The organism is Thalassospira sp. CH_XMU1458 (assembly GCF_037027205.1).
Lineage (GTDB): Bacteria > Pseudomonadota > Alphaproteobacteria > Rhodospirillales > Thalassospiraceae > Thalassospira > Thalassospira tepidiphila.
Genome location: NZ_JAYMDW010000001.1, coordinates 1,178,252 through 1,198,816 on the forward strand (window position 1 = coordinate 1,178,252; position 20,565 = coordinate 1,198,816).

Here is a 20,565-nt window from a genome sequence, read left to right on the forward strand (position 1 = left end):
ACACCGCGCCAAAACCGTGCCAAGCGGGCGGGGGTGCTGAGCGCATTTTCAGGGAAAACGTCTGAGGTTGAAAATGTTTAAACGCCTGTTTGTATCGGCAGCAGTTGCTGCTGGCTGTTTGGCAAGCGCGCTTTCTGCGCAGGCCGAACCGGAATTTACCTTTGTTTTGGAACATGTGCTGGGGCCAAAGGCAACGGCACAAGCCAAGTTCCTTGAGCCATGGGCCCAGCGGATCGAGGAACAATCTGACGGTCGCATCAAGATTGAGATTTATCCGGCGATGGCGCTTGGTGGCAAACCGACCGAGCTTTACAGCCATATTCGCGATGGCGCGGTGGATCTGGGTTGGAGTGCACTTGGCTATACGCCCGGTGTCTATCCGCGCAGTGAAGTGTTTGAACTGCCGTTTGTTCATACCGGCAGTGCGGCCATCACCAACATGGCCATTCAGGATATCTATGCTGAGCACCTGTCGCAGGACTTCGACGATATCAAGCCGTTGCTGATCCATGTCCATACCGGACAGGCGATCTTCACCACCGAGAAAAAGATCGAAAGTCTTGCTGATGTCGAAGGCATGAAACTGCGGGCACCGTCACGCACCGGCGCCTGGATGCTGGAAAGCTGGGGCGCACAGCCGGTCAGTATGCCGGTGCCAGATTTGCCGCAGGCCTTGTCGCTAGGTGTCGTGGATGGTGCGTTGATCCCGCATGAGGTTGCCATTCCGTTCAAGATCCCGGATATGACCCAGTATGCCATCGAGGGTGATCAGGGTGTCCGGTTTGGCACGCTGGTATTCATGTTTGCGATGAACAAGGATCGCTATGAAGCCCTGCCAGATGATCTGAAGAAGGTTATCGATGATAACTCTGGCCAGAGCATTGCGCGCGAAATTGGCGAGGCATGGGATGCGATTGAACCGCGTGGTGAAGAGATTTTCGCCAAATCGGGCGAGTTGGTGACGCTTTCAGCCGATGAAACCGCGAAGTTTGCCGCAAAGGCCGATGAGGTGATTGATCGCTGGATCGCGGAAATGAATGACAAGGGGGTTGATGGTGCCGCCATTGTCGCGGCGGCACGTGCGGCGATTGCCAAACACAGCCAGTAACAGGCTTTCAGCCCGCTGACCGGGTTGCTCCTTTCCCGGTCACAGGCATCGTGCGTCGCAAGGGTGTGGTGTTCTTGTGACGCACATATATAAAAACGGCCCGGAATGTTCCGGGCCGTTTTTGCGTTGGGGACGCGAAAAGTTGGTGCTTAGCCTTCAAGCAGGGAACGCAACATCCAGGCGGTTTTTTCATGGACCTGAATGCGGGCCGTCAGAAGGTCTGCAGTGGCGTCATCATCCGAGCTATCGCAAATCGGATAGAGCGAACGCGCGGTCTTGATCACGGTTTCATGGCCTTCGACCAGTTGCGCAATCATGTCCTTGGCGACAGGCACACCTTTTTCTTCCTTGATCGCGGTCAGTTCGCCATACGCCGAGAAGCTGGCAGGGGCGTATGCGCCCAGCGAGCGGATGCGTTCCGCAACCTCGTCAATCGCGGTTGCCAGTTCGGTGTACTGTTCTTCAAACATGGTGTGCAGGGTCTGGAACATCGGACCCGTTACGTTCCAGTGGAAATTGTGCGTTTTCAGATAGAGCGCATAGCTGTCTGCCAGAACGCGGCCAAGTCCGTCGGCGATAGCGGTGCGGTTGGATTCATTGATGCCGATATCGATCTGCATGTTTATCTCCTTTCGCCGCTTTCAATCCAAGCGGGCTTTGTGCTTTTTCGTGTTGAAGGCAGTATGAATGACAGCTGTTAATTACACCAATTGATTGTCTAACTGTTTGCGATAGGGCAATTCTATTACTGGAAGTGGGGTTATTTTTAAGGGTCCCCAACGTGGTTTTTAGGCGCTTGGCATCATCCAAACCCGATGAAAAGCCGGGTATTTGCCTGTGTCACTGATCTCGAAAAAAGCCGATATGATGCTTTTGGGCCCGTTGGGCGACAGTTGAATTCAATGAAATCATCAGGTTGAGTTTCAGGTGCCTTTATTGGAACACAATTCGCCCTGAAATGGCCCAATGTGACCTGTTTTCCCGCCTTGATTTCCGGGCATATTCACAACTGTCAGTCGAGGACGTGGTCAGCAGTCTCTGTCCCCCCTCACGATACTGGCCCAAATGGTTTCAGGTTGTTCCCCCACCTGAAATACCCCGGCTGACTTGGTCTCCCCAAGACCATGAATGACCCCGAATAGATTGGGGCGGGTTTTATCCCGCCCCACTTTTTTGTCCGGATGGCGGGGCAGCAAGATCACCCCATATAGGCGCCGCCGCAATTGCCCCAATTTGCCCCCAAATGGTCATCAGACACCGTATTTTGAGCCGCATTTCAAAGGCATATTCCTAACTGTCGGATGCGAAAACATCGATGCCGTGCCCCTCCCTCACGGCGCATCGAGGCCCGGAACGGACGCCCTTATCCCCCAAGGCGTCATGCACCCCACGGGCAAGGCAGCGCATCTGACAGGTCTCCCCAAGACCATCTGTCCCCAAAGCCCGGGCGAGCTTACAGCTCCCCGGGCTTTTAATTTGTCCGGGACGTGCCGTTGGTTACGATTTTCAGGCGCGGGATGCCGTTTGGCGGGCCGCGTCTTGTGCCGGGGTGTGACCGGTGATTTTGATCGGTGAGAGCGAGAAGATATTTGTCGCGTTTTCCCGGCCCCGCACCGTGACATCGCCGCGCGGCGTCCATGCCGGAATATCGTCGTGATTGCCACAGGCGCGCACTGTATCCTCTGTTGCAAGGATATAGGTGCCGAACTCCTTGTTCAGTGCTTCTAGTCGCGAGGCGATATTGACGTTGTCACCATGCACAGTAAAGGTCAGGCGGCTTTCGGAGCCGACAGCACCCAGAACAATTTCGCCGGAATTGATCCCGCAGCGGGTTTTCAACTGCCCGCCATGAGAATAAATGCGCCGATTGGCGAGTTCCTGAATGGCAAGGGCGGTGCGCACGGCATTGAGTGCATGATCGGTATCGGGGGTAACGGCATTAAAGGTGATCAGCATCGCATCGCCTTCAAACTGGGTAATAACCCCGCCGAAATGCGAAATCACCGCGTTGGTTTCGGTGAAATATTCATTGAGCATGGTGGCCAGTTCTTTTGGCGCGAGCTTTTCGGCGATTGATGAAAATCCTTCGATGTCGGTGAACATTACGGTTGCGTTGACTGCTTCACCGTCGCCCGGGCGGATCTGTTGTTCGGCATGGGTGATGCGATCGGCAATTTCGGGTGACACAAAGCGCGACAGATCGCGGGCGGCAATTTCATCCGTGACAGCCCGGATAAACGATCTTTTGGCCCGCATAACGGCGACGGTCAGAACAGCGGTAACCAGCAAAATGGCGATAATCTTGTCAATTTCCGCCCCGATCAGGATCGAGTTTGAGGTCAGGTAAGTCACATAATCACGCGTGATCATGCTTTTGCCGCCCTCCGACCAGATGACATAGCCAGTCAGGATGATCCAGCCTGCCGCCGCTGTCCCACCAGCTATCAGGATATAGCGCGGATCAAAGCGCAGACTGCGCAGGGCAATGAAGATGAAGACATAGAGCACGGTCGGTGCTTTGAGATAGAAGCTTGCTGGCTGCATGTACTGGATATGGAAGCTCCAGATCAGGACCATCAGAAGCCCGATATCGGCGATGACTGAAGCAGTCAGGAACCAGGTCGAGAGCTTGTTGCGATAGGTCAGAGCAAGGCGTTTGAGGGTAAACAGGTAATACAGCCCCAATGCCCATGGCACCGGATGGATGCCATCGGACATCACGGTTTTGGGGGAGATGGCATAGAGGCTTGCAAAGATCGTGACCAGCAACAGCTGAACCCAGCCGATCAGCTTCTCGCTTTCATATTGTTGCTTTTCGATCGCGCTCTGGACGCGCTCTGGCAAGTGACTGTTGGCGTTCTTGCCAAACAGGAAGGCGCTCAGCGTGCTTTTCATGGAGCCGATGTCCCGATCATGCAGATGGGTGTCCCTATTGGACACATTGATTGCCCATAGTGAAACCAAGGGCGGCACTTGCCAAGTCGAGATCGGGTGACGGCTGATCACAGCTGCGTGCGAGCAGGCGCAGTGGGGAGGATGCGAGGAAGCCGATAAAGCAAAAAAAAAGCCGGGCAACAAATGTGCCCGGCAAGTTTATCAGGGAGGCTTCACGTCTGGGAGACGTAGGACCCTTCGCAGGGCCCTGGGTAAGCCGGACAGGGCGTCCGGCTAAAGACCGACATAATCGGTCAGGGAGAAAACTCTGTACCGCGGTGCGGAGTGTTCCGCTGCGGTTCGAGGGAGAAGATAGCGTTTTTGACGATAATGACCACTGCCAAATTGCTTTTTCAGCCATGCATTTTCTGCATAAATATACGGGGACCTTTAGAATGCTATTAAGTTATTGATATTTATTAAGTTTTACGAGGATGTTTCGCCGGTTTTCTGGCTAGATCACTGTTTGCGGGGATAATTCATTGTGCAGGGGCACAAAAAAAAGCCGGTAGCGGGGGAGCTACCGGCAAGATCAACAGGGAGGCTTACGTCTGGGAGACGTAGGGAATCTCTTGAAGATTCCGGGCCGGATATCGTTCCGGCGGACGGATCGTCCAAAGATCAGGAAGCCGGAGCAGGCTCGCTTTGTGCGGATGCTCACAACTTATGATATGAATATAAGTGATCCTTGAGTGGACCAAAAATAGAATGACTACAAGTCAACCATGCATCAGGCGCATGACAATAAAATGTCAGCAATTTTAAGACATTATGGCGCGACTGATATTTGATGTGCCCCGATATTGGTAAAACACCCCATAAACGCCAACAGCCCGGCAGGGCCGGGCTGTTGCAGAATCGGATAAACGATGTCTGGGATTCTATTTCTCGGTCGTGGCACTGGCGCTGGCGGCTGCCGCGGCCTTTGCCTTGACCTTTGAAATTTCCTCGATCAGGAAGTCACGGAATACGGCGATACGTTTGGAGTGCCGCAGTTCTTCCGGATAGACGAAATAGGCGTCAAAACTTGGCCCTTCGAGTTCCGGCAAAATGCGGACCAGATTGCTGTTGGTTGGCAGCAAGTAGTCGGGCAGTGCCGAAATACCAAGACCGGACTCGGTGGCACGGAAGATGCCATAGATATTGTTAAGCTTCAGGATCGGGCGCATGTCCGGTTTGAACTGCTGCGCGGTTGCCATCATCCAGTTGACGTTGGAAACCGGCGGACGGGCATCCGCGCCATAGATAATCAGGCGATGGTCCTTGAGCTCTTCGGGTGTTTTGGGCATGCCGTGTTGCTTGATGTATTCCGGCGATGCAAACACGTGATAGCGCAGTGTCATCAGCTGGCGCTGAACCAGGTCGGCCTGACGGGGTGGCTGCATGCGGATGGCAACATCGGCCTCGCGCATGGCAAGGTCGAGTTCCTCGTCATTGAGCACCAGCGACAGTTCGATTTCCGGATACCGTTCAAGGAACTCGTTGATGCGCGGTGTCAGCCAGGTCGAACCGAAGGCCACGGTTGTCGTGACCTTGAGCGGACCGCTTGGCCGTTCCTTTGATTCGCGAATGCGGGCTTCTGCCATCGAAAGCTTGGCAAAAACATCATGTGCCGTGCGATACAGCAACTCGCCCTGTTCTGTCAGGATCAGGCCACGCGCATGGCGATGGAAAAGCGGGACTTTCACGCTTTCTTCGAGTGCGCTGATCTGTCGGCTGACGGCCGACTGGCTCAGATTAAGGTTTTCCCCTGCGTGGGTGAAGCTCCCGGCTTCGGCAACAGCGTGAAAAACACGCAGCTTGTCCCAGTCCATAGACCTGCTCCTAGATGTGCCAGCGCACGGTCGATGCGCAGGACCCCTGATAATTGTTCTCTTCTTTTATGGCCAATTTGGTTTCCACACTATTAAGTGCATCACAAGCTTTGACCAAGTGCATGATTATTCAATCAATATGAGGCCTGTGACATTTTCTGCAAGAAGACATTTTCCTGCAAAGTCCGTGGCGGGGTGCGGTTTTCGACACAATGTCAGTCAATTGGCCGGATCGCGGCCGTTTGAAACGATTAAAAAAGGGGACGCCAGATGCGTCCCCTTTGGTCTTTGAGCTCATTTACGCCAGAAGATCAGGATTCCTGCTCTGCGATGAACTTTTCTGCCTCAAGGGCGGCCATGCAGCCCATACCAGCCGCAGTCACCGCCTGACGATAGACCTTGTCGGTAACGTCGCCTGCGGCAAATACGCCTTCGATATTGGTCACCGTGCTGCCCGGCTTGACGAGGATATAGTTCTCGTCATCCATGTTGACCTGGCCTTTGAACACAGCCGTTGCCGGATCATGGCCGATGGCAACAAAGAAACCGTCCGCCGGAATATCAAGCAGCGCATCGGTTTTGACATTACGTACGCGCACACCTTCAACACCGTCCATCGGACCATCGCCGCCAAGAATGTCTTCAACCACGCTGTCCCAGACGACCTCGATCTTTTCATGCTTGAGCAAACGGTCCTGGAGCATTTTTTCCGCACGCAGTTCATCGCGACGATGGATCAGGGTGACCTTGGAGCAGATACCGGCAAGATAAAGGGCTTCTTCAACCGCGGTGTTGCCACCACCGACAACCGTGACCGGTTTGTTGCGATAGAAGAAACCATCACAAGTCGCACAGGCCGAAACACCACGGCCATTGAATTTCTCTTCGCCCGGAAGGCCAAGCCAGCGTGCCTGTGCGCCGGTCGAGATGATGACCGTGTCTGCGATATAGGTATCGCCGGAGTCGCCCTTGCAGACGAATGGACGTTTGGAGAAATCGACTTCGGTGATCAGGTCATGCACCATTTTGGTGCCGACATGCTCGGCCTGTGCCTTCATCTGGTCCATCAGCCAAGGACCCTGAATGACATCCGCGAAGCCCGGATAGTTTTCGACATCAGTTGTGATCGTCAACTGGCCACCCGGCTGAAGACCCATCACCATCATAGGTTCAAGGTTCGCGCGCGCGGCATAGATCGCTGCGGTGTACCCGGCAGGGCCGGAGCCAATGATGAGGACTTTGGTCTGATGTTCCTGGGCCATGTTCTTTGTATACGTCCGAGATGAGTAAAAACAGAGATCGAACATATGGGCAGTCCGGGCAAGACGCAACCGCTTCACGCAAAGTTTGAGCACCTTGTTTCGCGTTTTTTGAATGGTGAAATTTTACGTTTGAAACAGGTAGTTTCATTGTGGCATCGAAGCGTATCGGAATGGTCGTGCAGGATGGCGGAAATTTGGGCCAAAAAGCAGATTTTTCAGCGTTTTCAGTTACGGCATCCAAGCACAAGATTGCATTCTGATGCGGATTATATTATTGCCAGCAACTTGCCTCGCTGTAATATTGTTTCAATCGGGGTAAGTTTCGCGCACAGAATCGAGGAATAAATGCAACGGGTCAAACTCGACAAGATCGACCGCAGAATTTTGCGCGATCTGCAGGAAGATGGCCGCATGACCAATGTGGAACTTGCACGCCGTGCAGGTATTTCAGCGCCCCCCTGTTTGCGTCGTGTGCGCGCACTCGAGGAAACCGGTTTCATTCAGGGCTATCATGCCGATGTGGATGCGCAGGCGCTTGGCTACAACGTGACTGTGTTTGCAATGGTCGGGCTTGCCAGCCAGGCCGAACATGATCTGCGTGCGTTTGAAGCCCGCGCGGCCGCTTGGCCAGAAGTCCGCGAATGCCACATGGTGGCGGGTGAAATGGACTTTCTCCTGAAAATCGTCTCGCACAGCTGGGATGAATATCAGAAATTCCTGACCACCGAACTGACAGTTGCCGAGAACGTCAATCACGTTAAGTCGGCACTTTCGATTCGCACTGCGAAAAACATGCCCGGTGTGCCGATCGATATTGAGGTCGAAGACTGATTAGTCAGTTTTTCCGACATCTGACATTCCTGACGAACCCCGCAGAAACCGGCGCCCAGAAGCGCCGGTTTATTTGTTTTGCGCCATTTTATCGTGCGGGAAATCTAATCAATCCTAGTCGACCTATACATATTGCTATGTGCCATTGCGCCTGATCAAAGACGCCATTCTTTTGGCAGTTAACATGATCCGTATCAGATGGTTTGCGTAAATAATCCCAGATAGACGGCCATTTTCGCCGATTTCAAAGAACATTGTCTTTAGGGCGCAGAAACATCTCGCCGCGTGTCCTTGTTGCTTGCCGGTATAGTGCATACATAAAGAATGCCTATCCATTCGAGATCAGTTTTATATTTTGGGATAGTAATTGGAATTATTTCAAAAACATACGGAAGTGACGCCAAGATTGTCTTCGGAAGAAGATGGCTGGCGCGGGATTGTGCCAACGGGGCTGTTTGCCTTTGCGGGTGTGGTGCTGCTTGTGATTCTGTCCTATCGCCCTTCTGAAGCGCTTCAGGGGGTTGGGATGGTGTTCCCGTTTGACATGACCGAGGCAGAGATCCTTGAACGGGTGGTTGCTTCTGGCGGTCGCGTTACGAGGTTCGGTGGTTTTGGACATATGGCTGTTGTCGTGCATGACGATGGTGTGGTGCCAGAAGCCGACGATTTCGGCGCTTTGTTTACCCTTTCTCCCTTGATTGCGTCGGTCTGTTTTGATGCTGACGCCAACAAAAATGCCTTTTGATAATCGGGTTTGAACCTATGGAAAAGTTAGTAGAAATTCGCGCCAATGCGATCAAGGCCTTGTTCGTCATTCTGGCAATTCATATTCCGCTAAGTGCGGTCGCCGGATATTTCGCCAGCAGTGACGCGGTTTCGCCATTGATTGCCAGTGCGATCTTTGCGGCTGTTGCCTTCGTCGTTTGCCGTGCTGCCGGGCCGCAGGCCCAGATTTCGCGCTTTATTGTTTCTTCTGCGATGATTTTGCAGGTCGCGGTACTGGTCTATGCCTTCCGCGGACATGAATGGCAGATCGACATTCATATGTATTTCTTTGCAGCACTTGCTGTGCTTGGCGCGCTGGTGTGCTGGAAAACGATTGTTGTTGCAACCGGCGTGATAGCCCTGCACCACCTGATCCTGAACTTTGTTGTGCCCTATTGGGTCTTTCCGGAAGGCGCCGATTTCTTCCGTGTGGTTTTGCATGCGGTAGTGGTGATTGTTGAGGCCGGGGTTCTGGTCTGGTCGTGCAAAAGCCTTTATTCGACGTTGGCGCATGCCGATATTGCGCGGAGCGAAGCCGAAGAGGCCGCCAAATCTGCACAGGATTTGCTGGCCCAGAACGAACAGCTTCGTAAACAGCGCAACATTGAACGTGATAACTTCAAGCGCGAATTGGCAGATCAGATTACCAAGATGATTGGGAAATCTGCCGGTGCAGTGGATGCGGAATCGGTTCAATTGCAGAAGCGTGCGCAGCGCCTAGATGATCGGGCGCGTAAGGGCCGTGAAGCATCACTCGGTGCGGTTCATGCGTCCGAGGAAACCTCGCAGAATGTTCAATCAGCGGCCTCAGCCGTTGAAGAAATCAACGCGTCCGCCGACGAGATTTCGCGTCAGATCGTGCGCGCCCGTGAAATCACCGACAATGCGGTTGCGCGTTCCTCAACCGCAAGCGAGCGGATCGAATGGTTGTCCAAGGCGGCCGAGAAAATTGGTGAAGTCGTCAACCTGATTACCGATATTGCGTCCCAGACCAACCTGCTGGCACTCAATGCCACGATTGAGGCGGCGCGTGCCGGTGAAGCGGGCAAAGGCTTTGCGGTTGTGGCCAACGAGGTCAAGAACCTTGCCAACCAGACAGCGCGTGCGACCGACGAGATTGCCCAGCAGATTTCTGAAATTCAGGCGGCGACGGGGGATTCCGTTTCGGCCGTAAACGGGGTTTCGGAAACCATTGGCGATTTGGTTGAAGTCACAACCACGATTTCAGCAACGATGGAACAACAGCAGGGCGCAACGCGCGAGATTGCGCAAAGCCTGAATGTCACGGTTGACGCAACCCGCGACCTTTCGGACCTGATCCATCAGCTTTCCGAAATTTCCGATCAGACCGGGGAAACCGCGACAGAGCTTCTGGGCAGTGCGGATCATCTTGGTTCGGAAGCATCCGATCTGAACCAAAATGTTGAAGAGGTTCTCGATCAGTTGGCGAAATCGGGATAAATCGCAATACGCGTCCCAACCTGCGAAAAAGCCGGGCATTTGCCCGGATTTTTCTTTGTCTGTGTCTCAGATGAAATTCTGAAATGAAAAAGGCCCGGGAATGCCCGGGCCCTGATACGCATCAGTTGTTTCCCGGTCAGGAAAAATCGACCTTGAGAATTTCATAGCTTTTGGTGCCGCCGGGCACGGTGACTTCGACAGAGTCACCGACCGACTTGCCAATCAGCGCACGGCCGATTGGCGACGTGGTCGAGATACGACCAGCGTTGATGTCGGCTTCGATCGGGCCAACCACCTGATAGGTGGTTTCCTCGTCGGTGTCTTCGTCAACGAGCTGAACCTTGGCGCCGAATTTCACGACATCACCCGCAAGGGATTTGATGTCGATAACTTCGGAGCGGCTGAGCACGTCTTCGAGCTCGGCAATACGACCTTCGCAGAAACTTTGGCGTTCGCGTGCGGCATGGTATTCGGCATTTTCCGAAAGATCGCCATGCTCGCGGGCATCCGCGATGGCCTTGATGATTTCAAGACGTTCGACGGACTTGCGATGCTTCAGTTCCTCTTCGAGACGCTGATGCCCCTGGGGGGTCATTGGTACTTTTTCCATCGCGCTCACAGCCTATTCTTATTAGCGGTCGATACTACAAAATCAACCGCCCGGCATCCCGCCGGGCGGTCTGAATTCTTCCGTCAGGTTCAGATTAAGAACCTTAGTACTTGTCCCCAAGATATTCCTGAACGGGACGGACTTCAAGTGCGCCGCGTTTCAGGTTGTCGATGGCGCGCAGGGTAGCGCGGGCACCGGCGACAGTGGTGTAGTACGGGATGTCATCGGTAAGCGCAGTACGGCGGATCGAGAAACTGTCGACCACGGCCTGCTTGCTTTCGGTGGTGTTGAACACCAGCTTGATATCGCCGTTCTTCATCATGTCCACGATATGGGGACGTCCTTCCTGTACCTTATTGACCGGGGTGACGTCTAGCCCTTCTTTTTCAAGAGCTTCTGCAGTGCCATGGGTCGCAACGATGCCAAAGCCAAGCGCAATGGCGTCGCGTGCCAGTTGAACAGCGGCCGGTTTGTCATAGTTTTTGACCGAGATGAAGATCTTGCCTTCAAGCGGAAGCGTATGGCCTGCGGCCATCTGTGCCTTGGCAAAGGCGCGACCGAAATCGGTGTCCAGACCCATGACTTCACCGGTTGAACGCATTTCCGGGCCAAGCAAGGTATCAACGCCCGGGAAGCGGTTGAACGGAAGGACCGCTTCCTTGACTGCGATATGCTTGAACGGACCATGATCAATTTCAAAGTCGCCGAGCTTTTCGCCTGCCATGATGCGCGCGCCGATCTTGGCAATCGGGTTGCCGGTTGCCTTGGCGACGAACGGCACCGTACGCGAGGCACGCGGGTTCACTTCGATCAGATAGATGATGTCATCCTTGATCGCGAACTGAACGTTCATCAGGCCAATAACGTCAAGCGCCTTGGCAAGCTGAACAGTCTGTTCCTTAAGGCGTTCGATCATCGCTTCATCAAGCGAGTAGGGCGGCAGGGAGCAGGCCGAATCCCCGGAATGGATACCGGCTTCTTCGATATGCTGCATGATGCCCGCGACAAAGACGTTCTCGCCATCAGATACCGCGTCAGCATCAATCTCGATCGCGTCCTGCAGGAAGCTGTCGATCAGAACCGGGCTTTTGCCGGAAACCTGAACGGCTTCGTGCATGTAGCGCAGAAGGTCTTCGGTGGTGTGAACGATTTCCATCGCGCGGCCACCCAGAACGTAGCTTGGGCGGATGACGATCGGGTATCCGATGCCTTCGGCGATTTTGACGGCTTCGTCGACAGAGCGGGCAATGCCGTTGGCTGGCTGACGCAGGCCAAGCTTGTTGATCAGGGCCTGGAACCGGTCGCGGTCTTCGGCAAGATCGATGCTGTCCGGGCTGGTGCCGAGGATCGGAACGCCAGCCTTTTCAAGGGCCGCAGAAAGTTTCAGCGGGGTCTGGCCGCCATACTGAACAATTACACCCAGCAGTTCGCCGTTGCTTTGTTCAAGCTGGCAAAGCTCGATCACGTCTTCGGCGGTCAGCGGTTCGAAATACAGACGGTCTGACGTGTCATAGTCGGTTGAAACCGTTTCCGGGTTGCAGTTGACCATGATTGCTTCGATGCCGGCTTCGCGCAGCGCATAGGCCGCGTGTACACAGCAATAATCAAACTCGATGCCCTGACCGATACGGTTCGGGCCACCACCAAGAATGATGACTTTTTTGCGATCGGTGACTTCGGCCTCGTTTTCCGGCTCAACGAAACCATCGCCTTCATACATGGAATACATGTACGAGGTGCGCGACGGGAATTCGGCCGCACAGGTATCAATGCGCTTGTAAACCGGGCGCAGGCCAAGGGCATGACGATCCGCGCGAACGGCGTCTTCGTCCTTGCCAGCCAGTTCGGCAAGACGTGCGTCCGAGAAGCCGAGCTTTTTCAGGCGCAGCAATTCCTGCTTGTCGGTCGGAATGCCGTTGGCACGGACTTTTTCTTCCTCGGCGACCAGCATTTCAATCTGCTTGAGGTACCAGGGATCAAACTTGGTCGCACCCTGAATTTCCTTAAGCGTCAGGCCATGACGGAATGCCTGGGCAGCGTAAAGGATACGGAACGGGATCGGCTGGGTTAGCTTGGCACGGATGGCGGCCTTGTCCGGCGCACCTTCGATTTTGACTTCATTGAGGCCGGTAAGCCCGGTCTCCATCGACCGCAGACCTTTCTGCAGGCTTTCGGCAAAACAGCCACCGATGGACATCGCTTCGCCGACCGACTTCATCGCGGTCCCCAAAAGCGGTTTGGCGCCCGGGAATTTTTCAAAGGTGAAGCGCGGGATCTTGGTGACGACATAGTCGATGGTTGGCTCGAACGAGGCCGGGGTGACGCCGGTGATGTCGTTATCGAGTTCGTCGAGGGTATAGCCAACCGCAAGCTTGGCTGCGATCTTGGCAATCGGGAAACCGGTGGCCTTGGATGCCAGGGCGGAAGAACGCGACACACGCGGGTTCATTTCAATCACGATCAGGCGACCGTCATCCGGGTTAACCGCGAACTGAACGTTCGAGCCGCCGGTATCCACACCAATCTCGCGCAGGACCGCCAGCGAGGCGTCGCGCATGATCTGGTATTCTTTATCGGTCAGGGTGAGCGCCGGGGCGACAGTGATTGAGTCGCCGGTATGGATGCCCATCGGATCGACGTTTTCGATCGAGCAGATGATGATGCAGTTATCCGCATTGTCGCGGACGACTTCCATTTCATACTCTTTCCAGCCGAGAATGGATTCTTCGATCAGCACTTCGTGGGTAGGCGAGATCGCCAGACCATTGCGGACGATCTGTTCGAATTCTTCACGGTTATAGGCGATGCCGCCGCCTTCACCGCCAAGGGTGAAGCTTGGGCGGATGATTGCCGGAAGGCCGGTGACTTCAAGTGCCTTGACCGCATCTTCAAAGGTGCGAACCATGGCTGAGCGCGCGCTTTCAAGGCCGATCTTGTCCATGGCTTCGCGGAACAGCTGGCGGTCTTCGGCCTTTTCGATGACGTGCTTTTTCGCACCGATCATCTCGACACCGTATTTTTCAAGCGTGCCGTCGTTAAACAGGGCAAGTGCGGTGTTCAGCGCCGTCTGACCCCCCATGGTCGGCAGGATCGCGTCCGGGCGTTCCTTTTCGATGATCTTGGCGACCATGGCCGGTTTGATCGGCTCGATATAGGTCGCATCGGCCAGGTTCGGGTCGGTCATGATGGTCGCCGGGTTCGAGTTGACCAGAATGACGCGGTAACCTTCTTCCTTCAGGGCCTTACAGGCCTGGGCACCGGAATAGTCAAACTCGCAAGCCTGGCCAATAACAATCGGGCCGGCACCGATGATGAGGATTGATTTGATATCTGTACGTTTCGGCATGTCGTTTTCCGCTTTTCGCAAGGGCAGGCGCTATGGCTGCACCGCCTCGTTTAAGTCCGTTAATCGCGTAATCTTGGGCGTGTCCTGATCAGGGGATCAGGCTTTGGCGTCCTCGATCAGACCAACGAAACGTTTGAACAGGTAGTGGCTGTCATGCGGCCCCGGCGATGCTTCGGGGTGGTACTGAACAGCGAAGACCGGCTTGTCTTTCAGGCGCAGACCAGCAAGGGATCCATCAAACAGCGAGAAGTGCGTTGCTTCGACGTTGTCAGGCAGGCTGTCCTTGTCGACGACAAAGCCATGGTTCTGCGAGGTGATTTCAACAACACCCGTGGTCGTGTCCTTGACCGGGTGGTTGGCACCACGGTGGCCAACATCCATCTTCATGGTTTTTGCACCAAGTGCGAGCGCCATCATCTGATGACCCAGGCAAATCCCGAATACAGGCTTGCCGCTATCGATCAGGGTCTTGATGGTCGGAACCGCATATTCGCCGGTGGCTGCCGGGTCGCCCGGGCCGTTGGACAGGAAGATCCCATCCGGGTTCATCGCAAGGATTTCATCGGCCGAGGTGGTGGCCGGAACAACCGAGACCTTGCAATCAAGACTTGCCAGGTTGCGCAGGATGTTGCGCTTTACACCGTAATCGATGGCAACGACATGGTGCTTGGCATTGCCAACCTTGCCATATCCGCCTTCGCGGGTCCAAAGCGCTTCGTCCCAGTCGTAACCGGTGGTGCAGCTATTGTCCTTGGCAAGGTCCATGCCTTCGAGGCCCGGCCAGTCATTGGCCTTGGCGATCAGGGCGTCGATATCAAAACTGCCATCTGCGCTGTGGCAGATCACACCGTTTGGCGCGCCTTCGGTCCGGATGCGTTTGGTCAGGCGGCGGGTGTCCACACCGGCGATCCCGATCCGGCCATGTTCAGCCAGCCAGTCGTTGAAATGTTTCTGCGCGCGGTAGTTTGACGGCTCGGTAATGTCCTGGCGCAGGATGCAGCCAAGGGCGACCGGTTTGGCGTTTTCGATATCTTCGTCGTTGGTGCCGACATTGCCGATATGGGGGAAGGTAAAGGTGATCATCTGACCGGCATAGGAAGGGTCGGTCATGATTTCCTGATAGCCCGTGATCGACGTGTTGAAGCAGACTTCACCAACGACCTCTCCTCGGGCCCCGACGCCGCGTCCCCAAAAAACTGAACCATCTGCGAGAACCAGAACGGCAGAAGCACCAGGGGGCGGGGTGTGCGTGGGCGCTGACATTGGCAAATGTCCTTTCGATCTTTCCACGGTGAAACACGGATTCTTTTTATATATAATAATTCTGCGCAGGCCGACAAAAACGGCTGCTGTTAACCTGCATACCGGCCATGCAGACGTGCCAAGTGGTTTCCAGCAAGGTATGCCGACAGCGCAAAAGCGTCAGCAAGGGGTTGCGGAAAGCGGGGCAAAGCGTGATCCCGGCAGGCAAATTGGCGGATGTCTACGGGAGTCGCCATGGCATGTCAAGGACGCATCTAAACTTTTATTTTTGCAATAAAATCAATAACTTACGCGTTAACGTTTTCTTTGCGTCAAATGCCGTTTTGCGGTATGTTCGCTCCTTTCTTCCACAGAATCAGAGATGAGCCATGCTGCGATCGCAGCTTAACGACGCTTTGAAAAAGGCCGTCCTTGCCAAGGATGCCTGCTCCGTAACCACCGTGCGCCTTATTCTGGCGGCACTGAAAGAACGCGATATCGCCGCACGGAGCGACGGCAACACCGATGGCATTTCAGATGATGAAATCATCAATCTGCTTCAGGCGATGGTAAAACAGCGCCGCGAAAGCATTGAAATGTACACCAAGGGCAATCGCCCGGAACTTGCCGAACAGGAAGCCTCCGAGATCGAGGTCATCGAAAAGTTCCTGCCGGCCCAGCTGTCCGATGAAGAAATCGAAGACGCCGTGCGTGGCACTGTTTCGGAAATCGGTGCGACCTGCCTTAAGGATATGGGCCGCACCATGGCAGCCCTTCGTGAAAAATACAGCGGCACGATGGATTTCGGCAAAGCCGGTGGTGTCGCCAAAAAACTGTTGGGTTAATCCTAACAGCACACTGTAATTTGGAAGCCGGGCGTGTAAAATCGTCCGGCTTTCGTCGTCCCGGGACCGGACAATAATCACATCAATCAGGTCGACCGGGGCAGGGACCAATCAACAGAGTTGCAGCACAATGCTGTGACATTACGGGAACGGGGCACACATGAGCTTTCCCCAGTCGTTTCTAGACGACCTGCGGGCGCGGGTGGGACTGGCGGATGTCGTCGGTACATCGGTGAAGCTGATCAAGCGCGGCCGGGAATATTCCGGGCTGTGCCCGTTCCATTCTGAAAAATCCCCGTCCTTTACGGTCAATGAGCAAAAGGGTTTCTATCACTGCTTTGGTTGTGGCGCGCATGGCGATGTCATCAGCTTTGTGATGAATACCCGTGGCCTGACCTTTATCGAGGCGGTCGAGGTGCTGGCCAATCAGGTCGGCATGGAAGTTCCCAAACAATCCCGCGAAGCCCAGGAACGCGAACAGAAGGCGAAAACCCTTTACGAGGTCATGGAAGCAGCCTGTGCGTTTTTCGAACGCATGTTGCGCATGCCCGAAGGCAAGGAAGGGCTTGATTACTTCCATCAACGCGGACTGGATGACAAAACGATATCCGAATTCCGGTTGGGCTATGCCCCGGACAGCCGCGGGGCGCTGAAGGCAGCGCTCAAGCGCGAAGATATTGACGAAAAACTGATGATCGAGGCCGGGCTTCTGATCGAGCCCGAAGAAGGCAACCGGCAAAGCTATGACCGCTTCAGGGGGCGCGTCATGTTCCCGATCCTGGATCGGCGCGGACGGGTGGTGGCGTTTGGCGGGCGCGTCATGGGCGATGGCAAACCCAAATACCTTAACAGCCCGGATACGCCGCTGTTTCACAAGGGTCGGTTGCTTTATGGCCTGCCGCAGGCCCGTGAAGCATCGCAACAGGATGCACCGATCATTGTTACCGAAGGCTATATGGATGTGATTGCCCTGCACCGTGCGGGCTTTCGCGGGGCGGTGGCGCCACTTGGCACCGCAGTGACCGAAGAACAGATTGGCGAACTTTGGAAAATGACCAACGAGCCGATCCTGTGTCTGGATGGCGATGTTGCGGGCAAGCGCGCAGCGGTGCGCGCGGCAGAACGCGCACTACCAATTTTGCGCCCGGGCAAGTCATTGCTGTTTTCGATCCTGCCCGAGGGTGAAGACCCAGACAGCCTGATGGCAGCCCCGGATGGCTTTAACAGTTTCCGCAAGATCATCGAACATGCCGTGCCGTTGGCCGAGCTTGTCTGGCGCATGGATGCGGGCACGCACAAGATTGATACTCCGGAACGTCGTGCAGCCCTTGAGGCGACGATAAATCAACGCATTTCCGTGATCGCCGATGAAGCGGTGCGGTCGCAATACAATTCGTTTTTCCGCGATCGTATCTGGAAGCTGTTCAAGGGCGATCGGGGCGGAAAGCCCGCAAACCGGTCGGGAAATTCGGGCAATTTCCAAAATAAAAAATCCGGATGGGGTGGCAAACGCGGAAAAAATGACCATTTCTGGGGTCCGGCCGGTAAAGCGGTTCCGGGCATGTCGCGACCGCCCATGCAAAAGAAGCGTGACCTGCAAGACTCCATTCTTTTGCTGACATTGATCAACCATCCTGCCTTGCATGATGAGATTGGTGAACAGCTGGGAATCTATAGTTGTGCAGACTCCGCGCTTGACAATCTTCGTCGGGCCGTCTTAAAGCTGCTTGACGATGATCCTGGACTTGATTGCGAAACGATCAAGGCCCAATTGGAGCGCGACGGGCTGTCAGAGACAGTTTTGCGGGTGGTTAGTGCCGATGTTATTGCGCACGCCGCTTTCGCCAAGCCCGAAACGCCGCTCGAACGGGCCCTGACGGGTTGGAAACAGGTTTTTTCCATGGCTGTAAGCTCCCTGGAGGACGAAGAGGCAAAATACGCCGTCCGACAGTTGGCAGCAGATACCAGCGAGGAGGAATGGGAAAGATTTTCTCACAGACGAGAGGATCTGGCCCGACGCCGGGAGAAAGTGTTTAAGCTCGACGACTGATCATTGATCACGTGTGTGGTCTGGATCAGCGATCGGGCTATTTGTGATTTGCGCTGAAAGACACGGCGCTTGGGACAACAACGGTACGAACGTACCCAGCGGGAAACGGGGAATAGATGTCGTCTAAGACTTCGAACGCTGAAGAGAAAAAGAACTCTTCTGAAAACGCAGACGGACCTCTTCTCGATACATATAAGTCGGCCATAAAAAAGCTCATTGCCAAGGGCAAGGAGAAGGGCCACATCTCGGTCGATGAGTTGAACGCGGCCCTGCCATCCGAGCATTTCTCCTCGGAGCAGATCGAAGACGTGATGAGCAATCTCAACGAGATGGGCATCAATGTCATCGATGGCGATGAAGCCGACGACAATGACGACAACGACGATTCCGATGCTGATCCGCGTGGCAACATCTCCGAAGATGATGTTGGCCGGACCGATGATCCGGTGCGCATGTATCTGCGCGAAATGGGCAGTGTTGAACTGCTGTCGCGCGAAGGCGAAATCGCCATTGCCAAACGTATCGAAGCCGGTCGCGACATGATGATTGGCGGGATTTGCGAAAGCCCGCTGACCATTCGTGCGATTGTGAACTGGCATGACCAGCTTCAGGCTGGCGAACTTTTGCTGCGTGACGTCATTGACCTTGAAACCACCTATGGCGGTGGCCCGGAAGCGGAAATTGCCGCGGCCGAAGGTGAAGACGAAGAAGATACCGACGTCGATGCAGAGGCAGATGTCGAAAGCTTCGAGTCGGCCAATGACGACGATGACGAAGAAGCCGAGACCGAAACTCCGGCCGGCCTCACCGATGAGGCCGAAGAAGACGAGGACGAAGAGGACGACGAGTCTGAAAAGTCCGAGGACGAAGAGGGTGAGGCCACTGGCGACGGCGACGATGATGACGACGATGACGAGAACGAGCAGGTCAACGTTTCGCTTTCCAAAATGGAAGAGGAACTGACCGAGCAGGTTCTCGAAAAGTTCGAACTGATCGCCAAGACCTATGAGAAATTGCACAAGGCGCAGGAACAGCGTCTGGTGGCAATGAACAAGGGTGAAAGCGTTCCTGCTGCGACCGAAAAGCGCTATAACAAGCTGAAGAACGAGATGGTTGACCTGATGGAAGATGTTCACCTGAACAACTTCCGCATTGAGGAACTTCTCGATCACCTGACCGGTTTGAACAACCGTTTGCTGGGCCTTGAAGGTAAGCTTCTGCGCTTTGCGGATCGTTGCAAGATCAAACGCCCCGATTTCATCAAACAGTATCAGGGCCATGAACTTGACCCGAACTGGATGGAACGTGTTGGCGGCTTGCCGGGCAAGGGTTGGAAAACCTTTGTTGAACGCTATTCCGAAGAAATCGCCAACCTGCGTGAAGGCATTGGTGGTGTTTCGGCCGAGGTCGGTTTGCCGGTTGGCGAATTCCGCCGCGTTTACGGCGTGGTCAACAAGGGCGAACGCGAAGCCGGTCGTGCGAAAAAGGAAATGATCGAGGCCAACCTGCGTCTCGTGATCTCGATCGCCAAGAAATACACCAACCGTGGTCTTCAGTTCCTTGACCTGATTCAGGAAGGCAACATTGGCCTGATGAAGGCGGTGGACAAATTCGAATACCGCCGTGGGTATAAATTCTCTACCTATGCGACCTGGTGGATCCGTCAGGCGATCACGCGCTCGATCGCCGATCAGGCGCGCACCATCCGTATTCCGGTTCACATGATAGAGACCATCAACAAGCTGGTGCGGACCTCGCGCCAGATGTTGCATGAAATCGGCCGTGAACCGACCCCGGAAGAGCTGGCAGAAAAACTGCAGATGCCGCTTGAGAAGGTCCGGAAGGTTCTGAAAATCGCCAAGGAGCCGATCTCGCTCGAAACCCCGATCGGGGACGAGGAAGACAGCCATCTTGGCGATTTCATCGAAGACAAGAACGCCGTTCAGCCGCTTGATGCTGCGATCCAGGCCAATCTGCGTGAAACCACCACGCGCGTTCTGGCATCGCTCACCCCGCGTGAAGAGCGTGTTCTGCGTATGCGTTTCGGTATCGGCATGAACACCGACCATACCCTCGAAGAGGTTGGTCAGCAGTTCTCTGTGACCCGCGAACGTATCCGTCAGATCGAAGCAAAAGCGCTGCGCAAGCTCAAGCATCCGTCGCGCTCGCGCAAACTGCGTTCGTTCCTCGATTATTAAGAAATAACGCGACGTTCGGGCTTGACCTTGGCCGGAAAATCGCTAGTTTTCGGGACCGCACCGGACCACCGGTGCGGTCTTTTCTTTACCCGGACTTTT

The 20,565-nt window shown here is 54.8% G+C and carries 14 protein-coding genes; 7 read left to right on the forward strand and 7 right to left on the reverse strand.

The window, feature by feature from the left end:
- The first annotated feature begins 73 nt into the window (after positions 1-73).
- Positions 74-1,108 (forward strand): TRAP transporter substrate-binding protein, encoded by a 1,035-nt coding sequence (locus WBY09_RS05385; RefSeq protein ID WP_336232182.1) that lies wholly within the window; start codon positions 74-76, stop codon positions 1,106-1,108.
- Positions 1,109-1,257: 149 nt separating this feature from the next.
- Here the strand turns inward: WBY09_RS05385 and WBY09_RS05390 are convergent, their stop codons facing one another.
- From WBY09_RS05390 to trxB, 4 genes are all read right to left on the reverse strand, one after another.
- Positions 1,258-1,728, reverse strand: a complete 471-nt coding sequence (locus WBY09_RS05390) for a Dps family protein (RefSeq protein WP_063088738.1) — start codon at positions 1,726-1,728, stop codon at positions 1,258-1,260.
- Between the two features lie 886 nt (positions 1,729-2,614).
- A complete protein-coding gene (locus tag WBY09_RS05395; RefSeq protein ID WP_336232184.1) occupies positions 2,615-4,003 on the reverse strand; it encodes an adenylate/guanylate cyclase domain-containing protein in 1,389 nt (462 codons plus the stop codon).
- Between the two features lie 920 nt (positions 4,004-4,923).
- Complete coding sequence (locus tag WBY09_RS05400) at positions 4,924-5,856, reverse strand: LysR family transcriptional regulator (RefSeq protein ID WP_063088740.1); 933 nt, start codon at positions 5,854-5,856, stop codon at positions 4,924-4,926.
- 311 nt (positions 5,857-6,167) lie between these two features.
- Entirely contained in the window at positions 6,168-7,118 is a 951-nt protein-coding gene (gene trxB / locus WBY09_RS05405; RefSeq protein ID WP_336232185.1) for a thioredoxin-disulfide reductase, read from the reverse strand.
- A gap of 345 nt (positions 7,119-7,463) precedes the next feature.
- On the opposite strand from trxB, the gene WBY09_RS05410 reads away from it, so the two are divergent.
- The 3 genes from WBY09_RS05410 (at position 7,464) to WBY09_RS05420 (ending at position 10,175) form a co-directional block, all read left to right on the forward strand.
- The gene (locus WBY09_RS05410; RefSeq protein WP_008889517.1) at positions 7,464-7,949 is read left to right on the forward strand and encodes an Lrp/AsnC family transcriptional regulator; all 486 of its coding nucleotides are present in this window, start codon (positions 7,464-7,466) and stop codon (positions 7,947-7,949) included.
- A gap of 406 nt (positions 7,950-8,355) precedes the next feature.
- Positions 8,356-8,694: a hypothetical protein gene (locus WBY09_RS05415; protein WP_064779684.1), complete on the forward strand. Its 339-nt coding sequence runs from the start codon at positions 8,356-8,358 to the stop codon at positions 8,692-8,694.
- A 17-nt stretch (positions 8,695-8,711) separates the two neighbouring features.
- Positions 8,712-10,175, forward strand: a complete 1,464-nt coding sequence (locus WBY09_RS05420; protein ID WP_287446090.1) for a methyl-accepting chemotaxis protein — start codon at positions 8,712-8,714, stop codon at positions 10,173-10,175.
- Between the two features lie 136 nt (positions 10,176-10,311).
- Here the strand turns inward: WBY09_RS05420 and greA are convergent, their stop codons facing one another.
- From greA to carA, 3 genes are all read right to left on the reverse strand, one after another.
- Positions 10,312-10,785 carry a transcription elongation factor GreA gene (gene greA / locus WBY09_RS05425; RefSeq protein WP_008889520.1) on the reverse strand — a complete coding sequence of 158 codons (474 nt, stop codon included), beginning with the start codon at positions 10,783-10,785 and terminating at the stop codon, positions 10,312-10,314.
- A gap of 103 nt (positions 10,786-10,888) precedes the next feature.
- Positions 10,889-14,131 carry a carbamoyl-phosphate synthase large subunit gene (gene carB, locus WBY09_RS05430; protein WP_120224378.1) on the reverse strand — a complete coding sequence of 1,081 codons (3,243 nt, stop codon included), beginning with the start codon at positions 14,129-14,131 and terminating at the stop codon, positions 10,889-10,891.
- Positions 14,132-14,227: 96 nt separating this feature from the next.
- Positions 14,228-15,394 carry a glutamine-hydrolyzing carbamoyl-phosphate synthase small subunit gene (gene carA / locus WBY09_RS05435; RefSeq protein ID WP_336232186.1) on the reverse strand — a complete coding sequence of 389 codons (1,167 nt, stop codon included), beginning with the start codon at positions 15,392-15,394 and terminating at the stop codon, positions 14,228-14,230.
- 368 nt (positions 15,395-15,762) lie between these two features.
- Between carA and WBY09_RS05440 the strand changes: the two genes are divergently transcribed.
- The 3 genes from WBY09_RS05440 to rpoD all read left to right on the forward strand — a co-directional run bounded on the left by WBY09_RS05440 (position 15,763) and on the right by rpoD (position 20,466).
- On the forward strand, positions 15,763-16,218 hold the full coding sequence (locus WBY09_RS05440; RefSeq protein ID WP_008889523.1) for a GatB/YqeY domain-containing protein: 456 nt from the start codon (positions 15,763-15,765) through the stop codon (positions 16,216-16,218).
- Positions 16,219-16,378: 160 nt separating this feature from the next.
- On the forward strand, positions 16,379-18,268 hold the full coding sequence (gene dnaG, locus WBY09_RS05445) for a DNA primase (RefSeq protein WP_336232187.1): 1,890 nt from the start codon (positions 16,379-16,381) through the stop codon (positions 18,266-18,268).
- A 116-nt stretch (positions 18,269-18,384) separates the two neighbouring features.
- Positions 18,385-20,466 carry an RNA polymerase sigma factor RpoD gene (gene rpoD / locus WBY09_RS05450; RefSeq protein ID WP_336232188.1) on the forward strand — a complete coding sequence of 694 codons (2,082 nt, stop codon included), beginning with the start codon at positions 18,385-18,387 and terminating at the stop codon, positions 20,464-20,466.
- The last annotated feature ends 99 nt before the right edge of the window (positions 20,467-20,565 follow it).

Bases quoted from the DNA above. Each gene is read 5' to 3' on its own strand.
- WBY09_RS05385 (WP_336232182.1), top strand. From the start codon at position 74: ATGTTTAAACGCCTGTTTGTATCGGCAGCAGTTGCTGCTGGCTGTTTG.
- WBY09_RS05390 (WP_063088738.1), bottom strand. From the start codon at position 1,728: ATGCAGATCGATATCGGCATCAATGAATCCAACCGCACCGCTATCGCC.
- WBY09_RS05395 (WP_336232184.1), bottom strand. From the start codon at position 4,003: ATGAAAAGCACGCTGAGCGCCTTCCTGTTTGGCAAGAACGCCAACAGT.
- WBY09_RS05400 (WP_063088740.1), bottom strand. From the start codon at position 5,856: ATGGACTGGGACAAGCTGCGTGTTTTTCACGCTGTTGCCGAAGCCGGG.
- trxB (WP_336232185.1), bottom strand. From the start codon at position 7,118: ATGGCCCAGGAACATCAGACCAAAGTCCTCATCATTGGCTCCGGCCCT.
- WBY09_RS05410 (WP_008889517.1), top strand. From the start codon at position 7,464: ATGCAACGGGTCAAACTCGACAAGATCGACCGCAGAATTTTGCGCGAT.
- WBY09_RS05420 (WP_287446090.1), top strand. From the start codon at position 8,712: ATGGAAAAGTTAGTAGAAATTCGCGCCAATGCGATCAAGGCCTTGTTC.
- greA (WP_008889520.1), bottom strand. From the start codon at position 10,785: ATGGAAAAAGTACCAATGACCCCCCAGGGGCATCAGCGTCTCGAAGAG.
- carB (WP_120224378.1), bottom strand. From the start codon at position 14,131: ATGCCGAAACGTACAGATATCAAATCAATCCTCATCATCGGTGCCGGC.
- carA (WP_336232186.1), bottom strand. From the start codon at position 15,394: ATGTCAGCGCCCACGCACACCCCGCCCCCTGGTGCTTCTGCCGTTCTG.
- WBY09_RS05440 (WP_008889523.1), top strand. From the start codon at position 15,763: ATGCTGCGATCGCAGCTTAACGACGCTTTGAAAAAGGCCGTCCTTGCC.
- dnaG (WP_336232187.1), top strand. From the start codon at position 16,379: ATGAGCTTTCCCCAGTCGTTTCTAGACGACCTGCGGGCGCGGGTGGGA.
- rpoD (WP_336232188.1), top strand. From the start codon at position 18,385: ATGTCGTCTAAGACTTCGAACGCTGAAGAGAAAAAGAACTCTTCTGAA.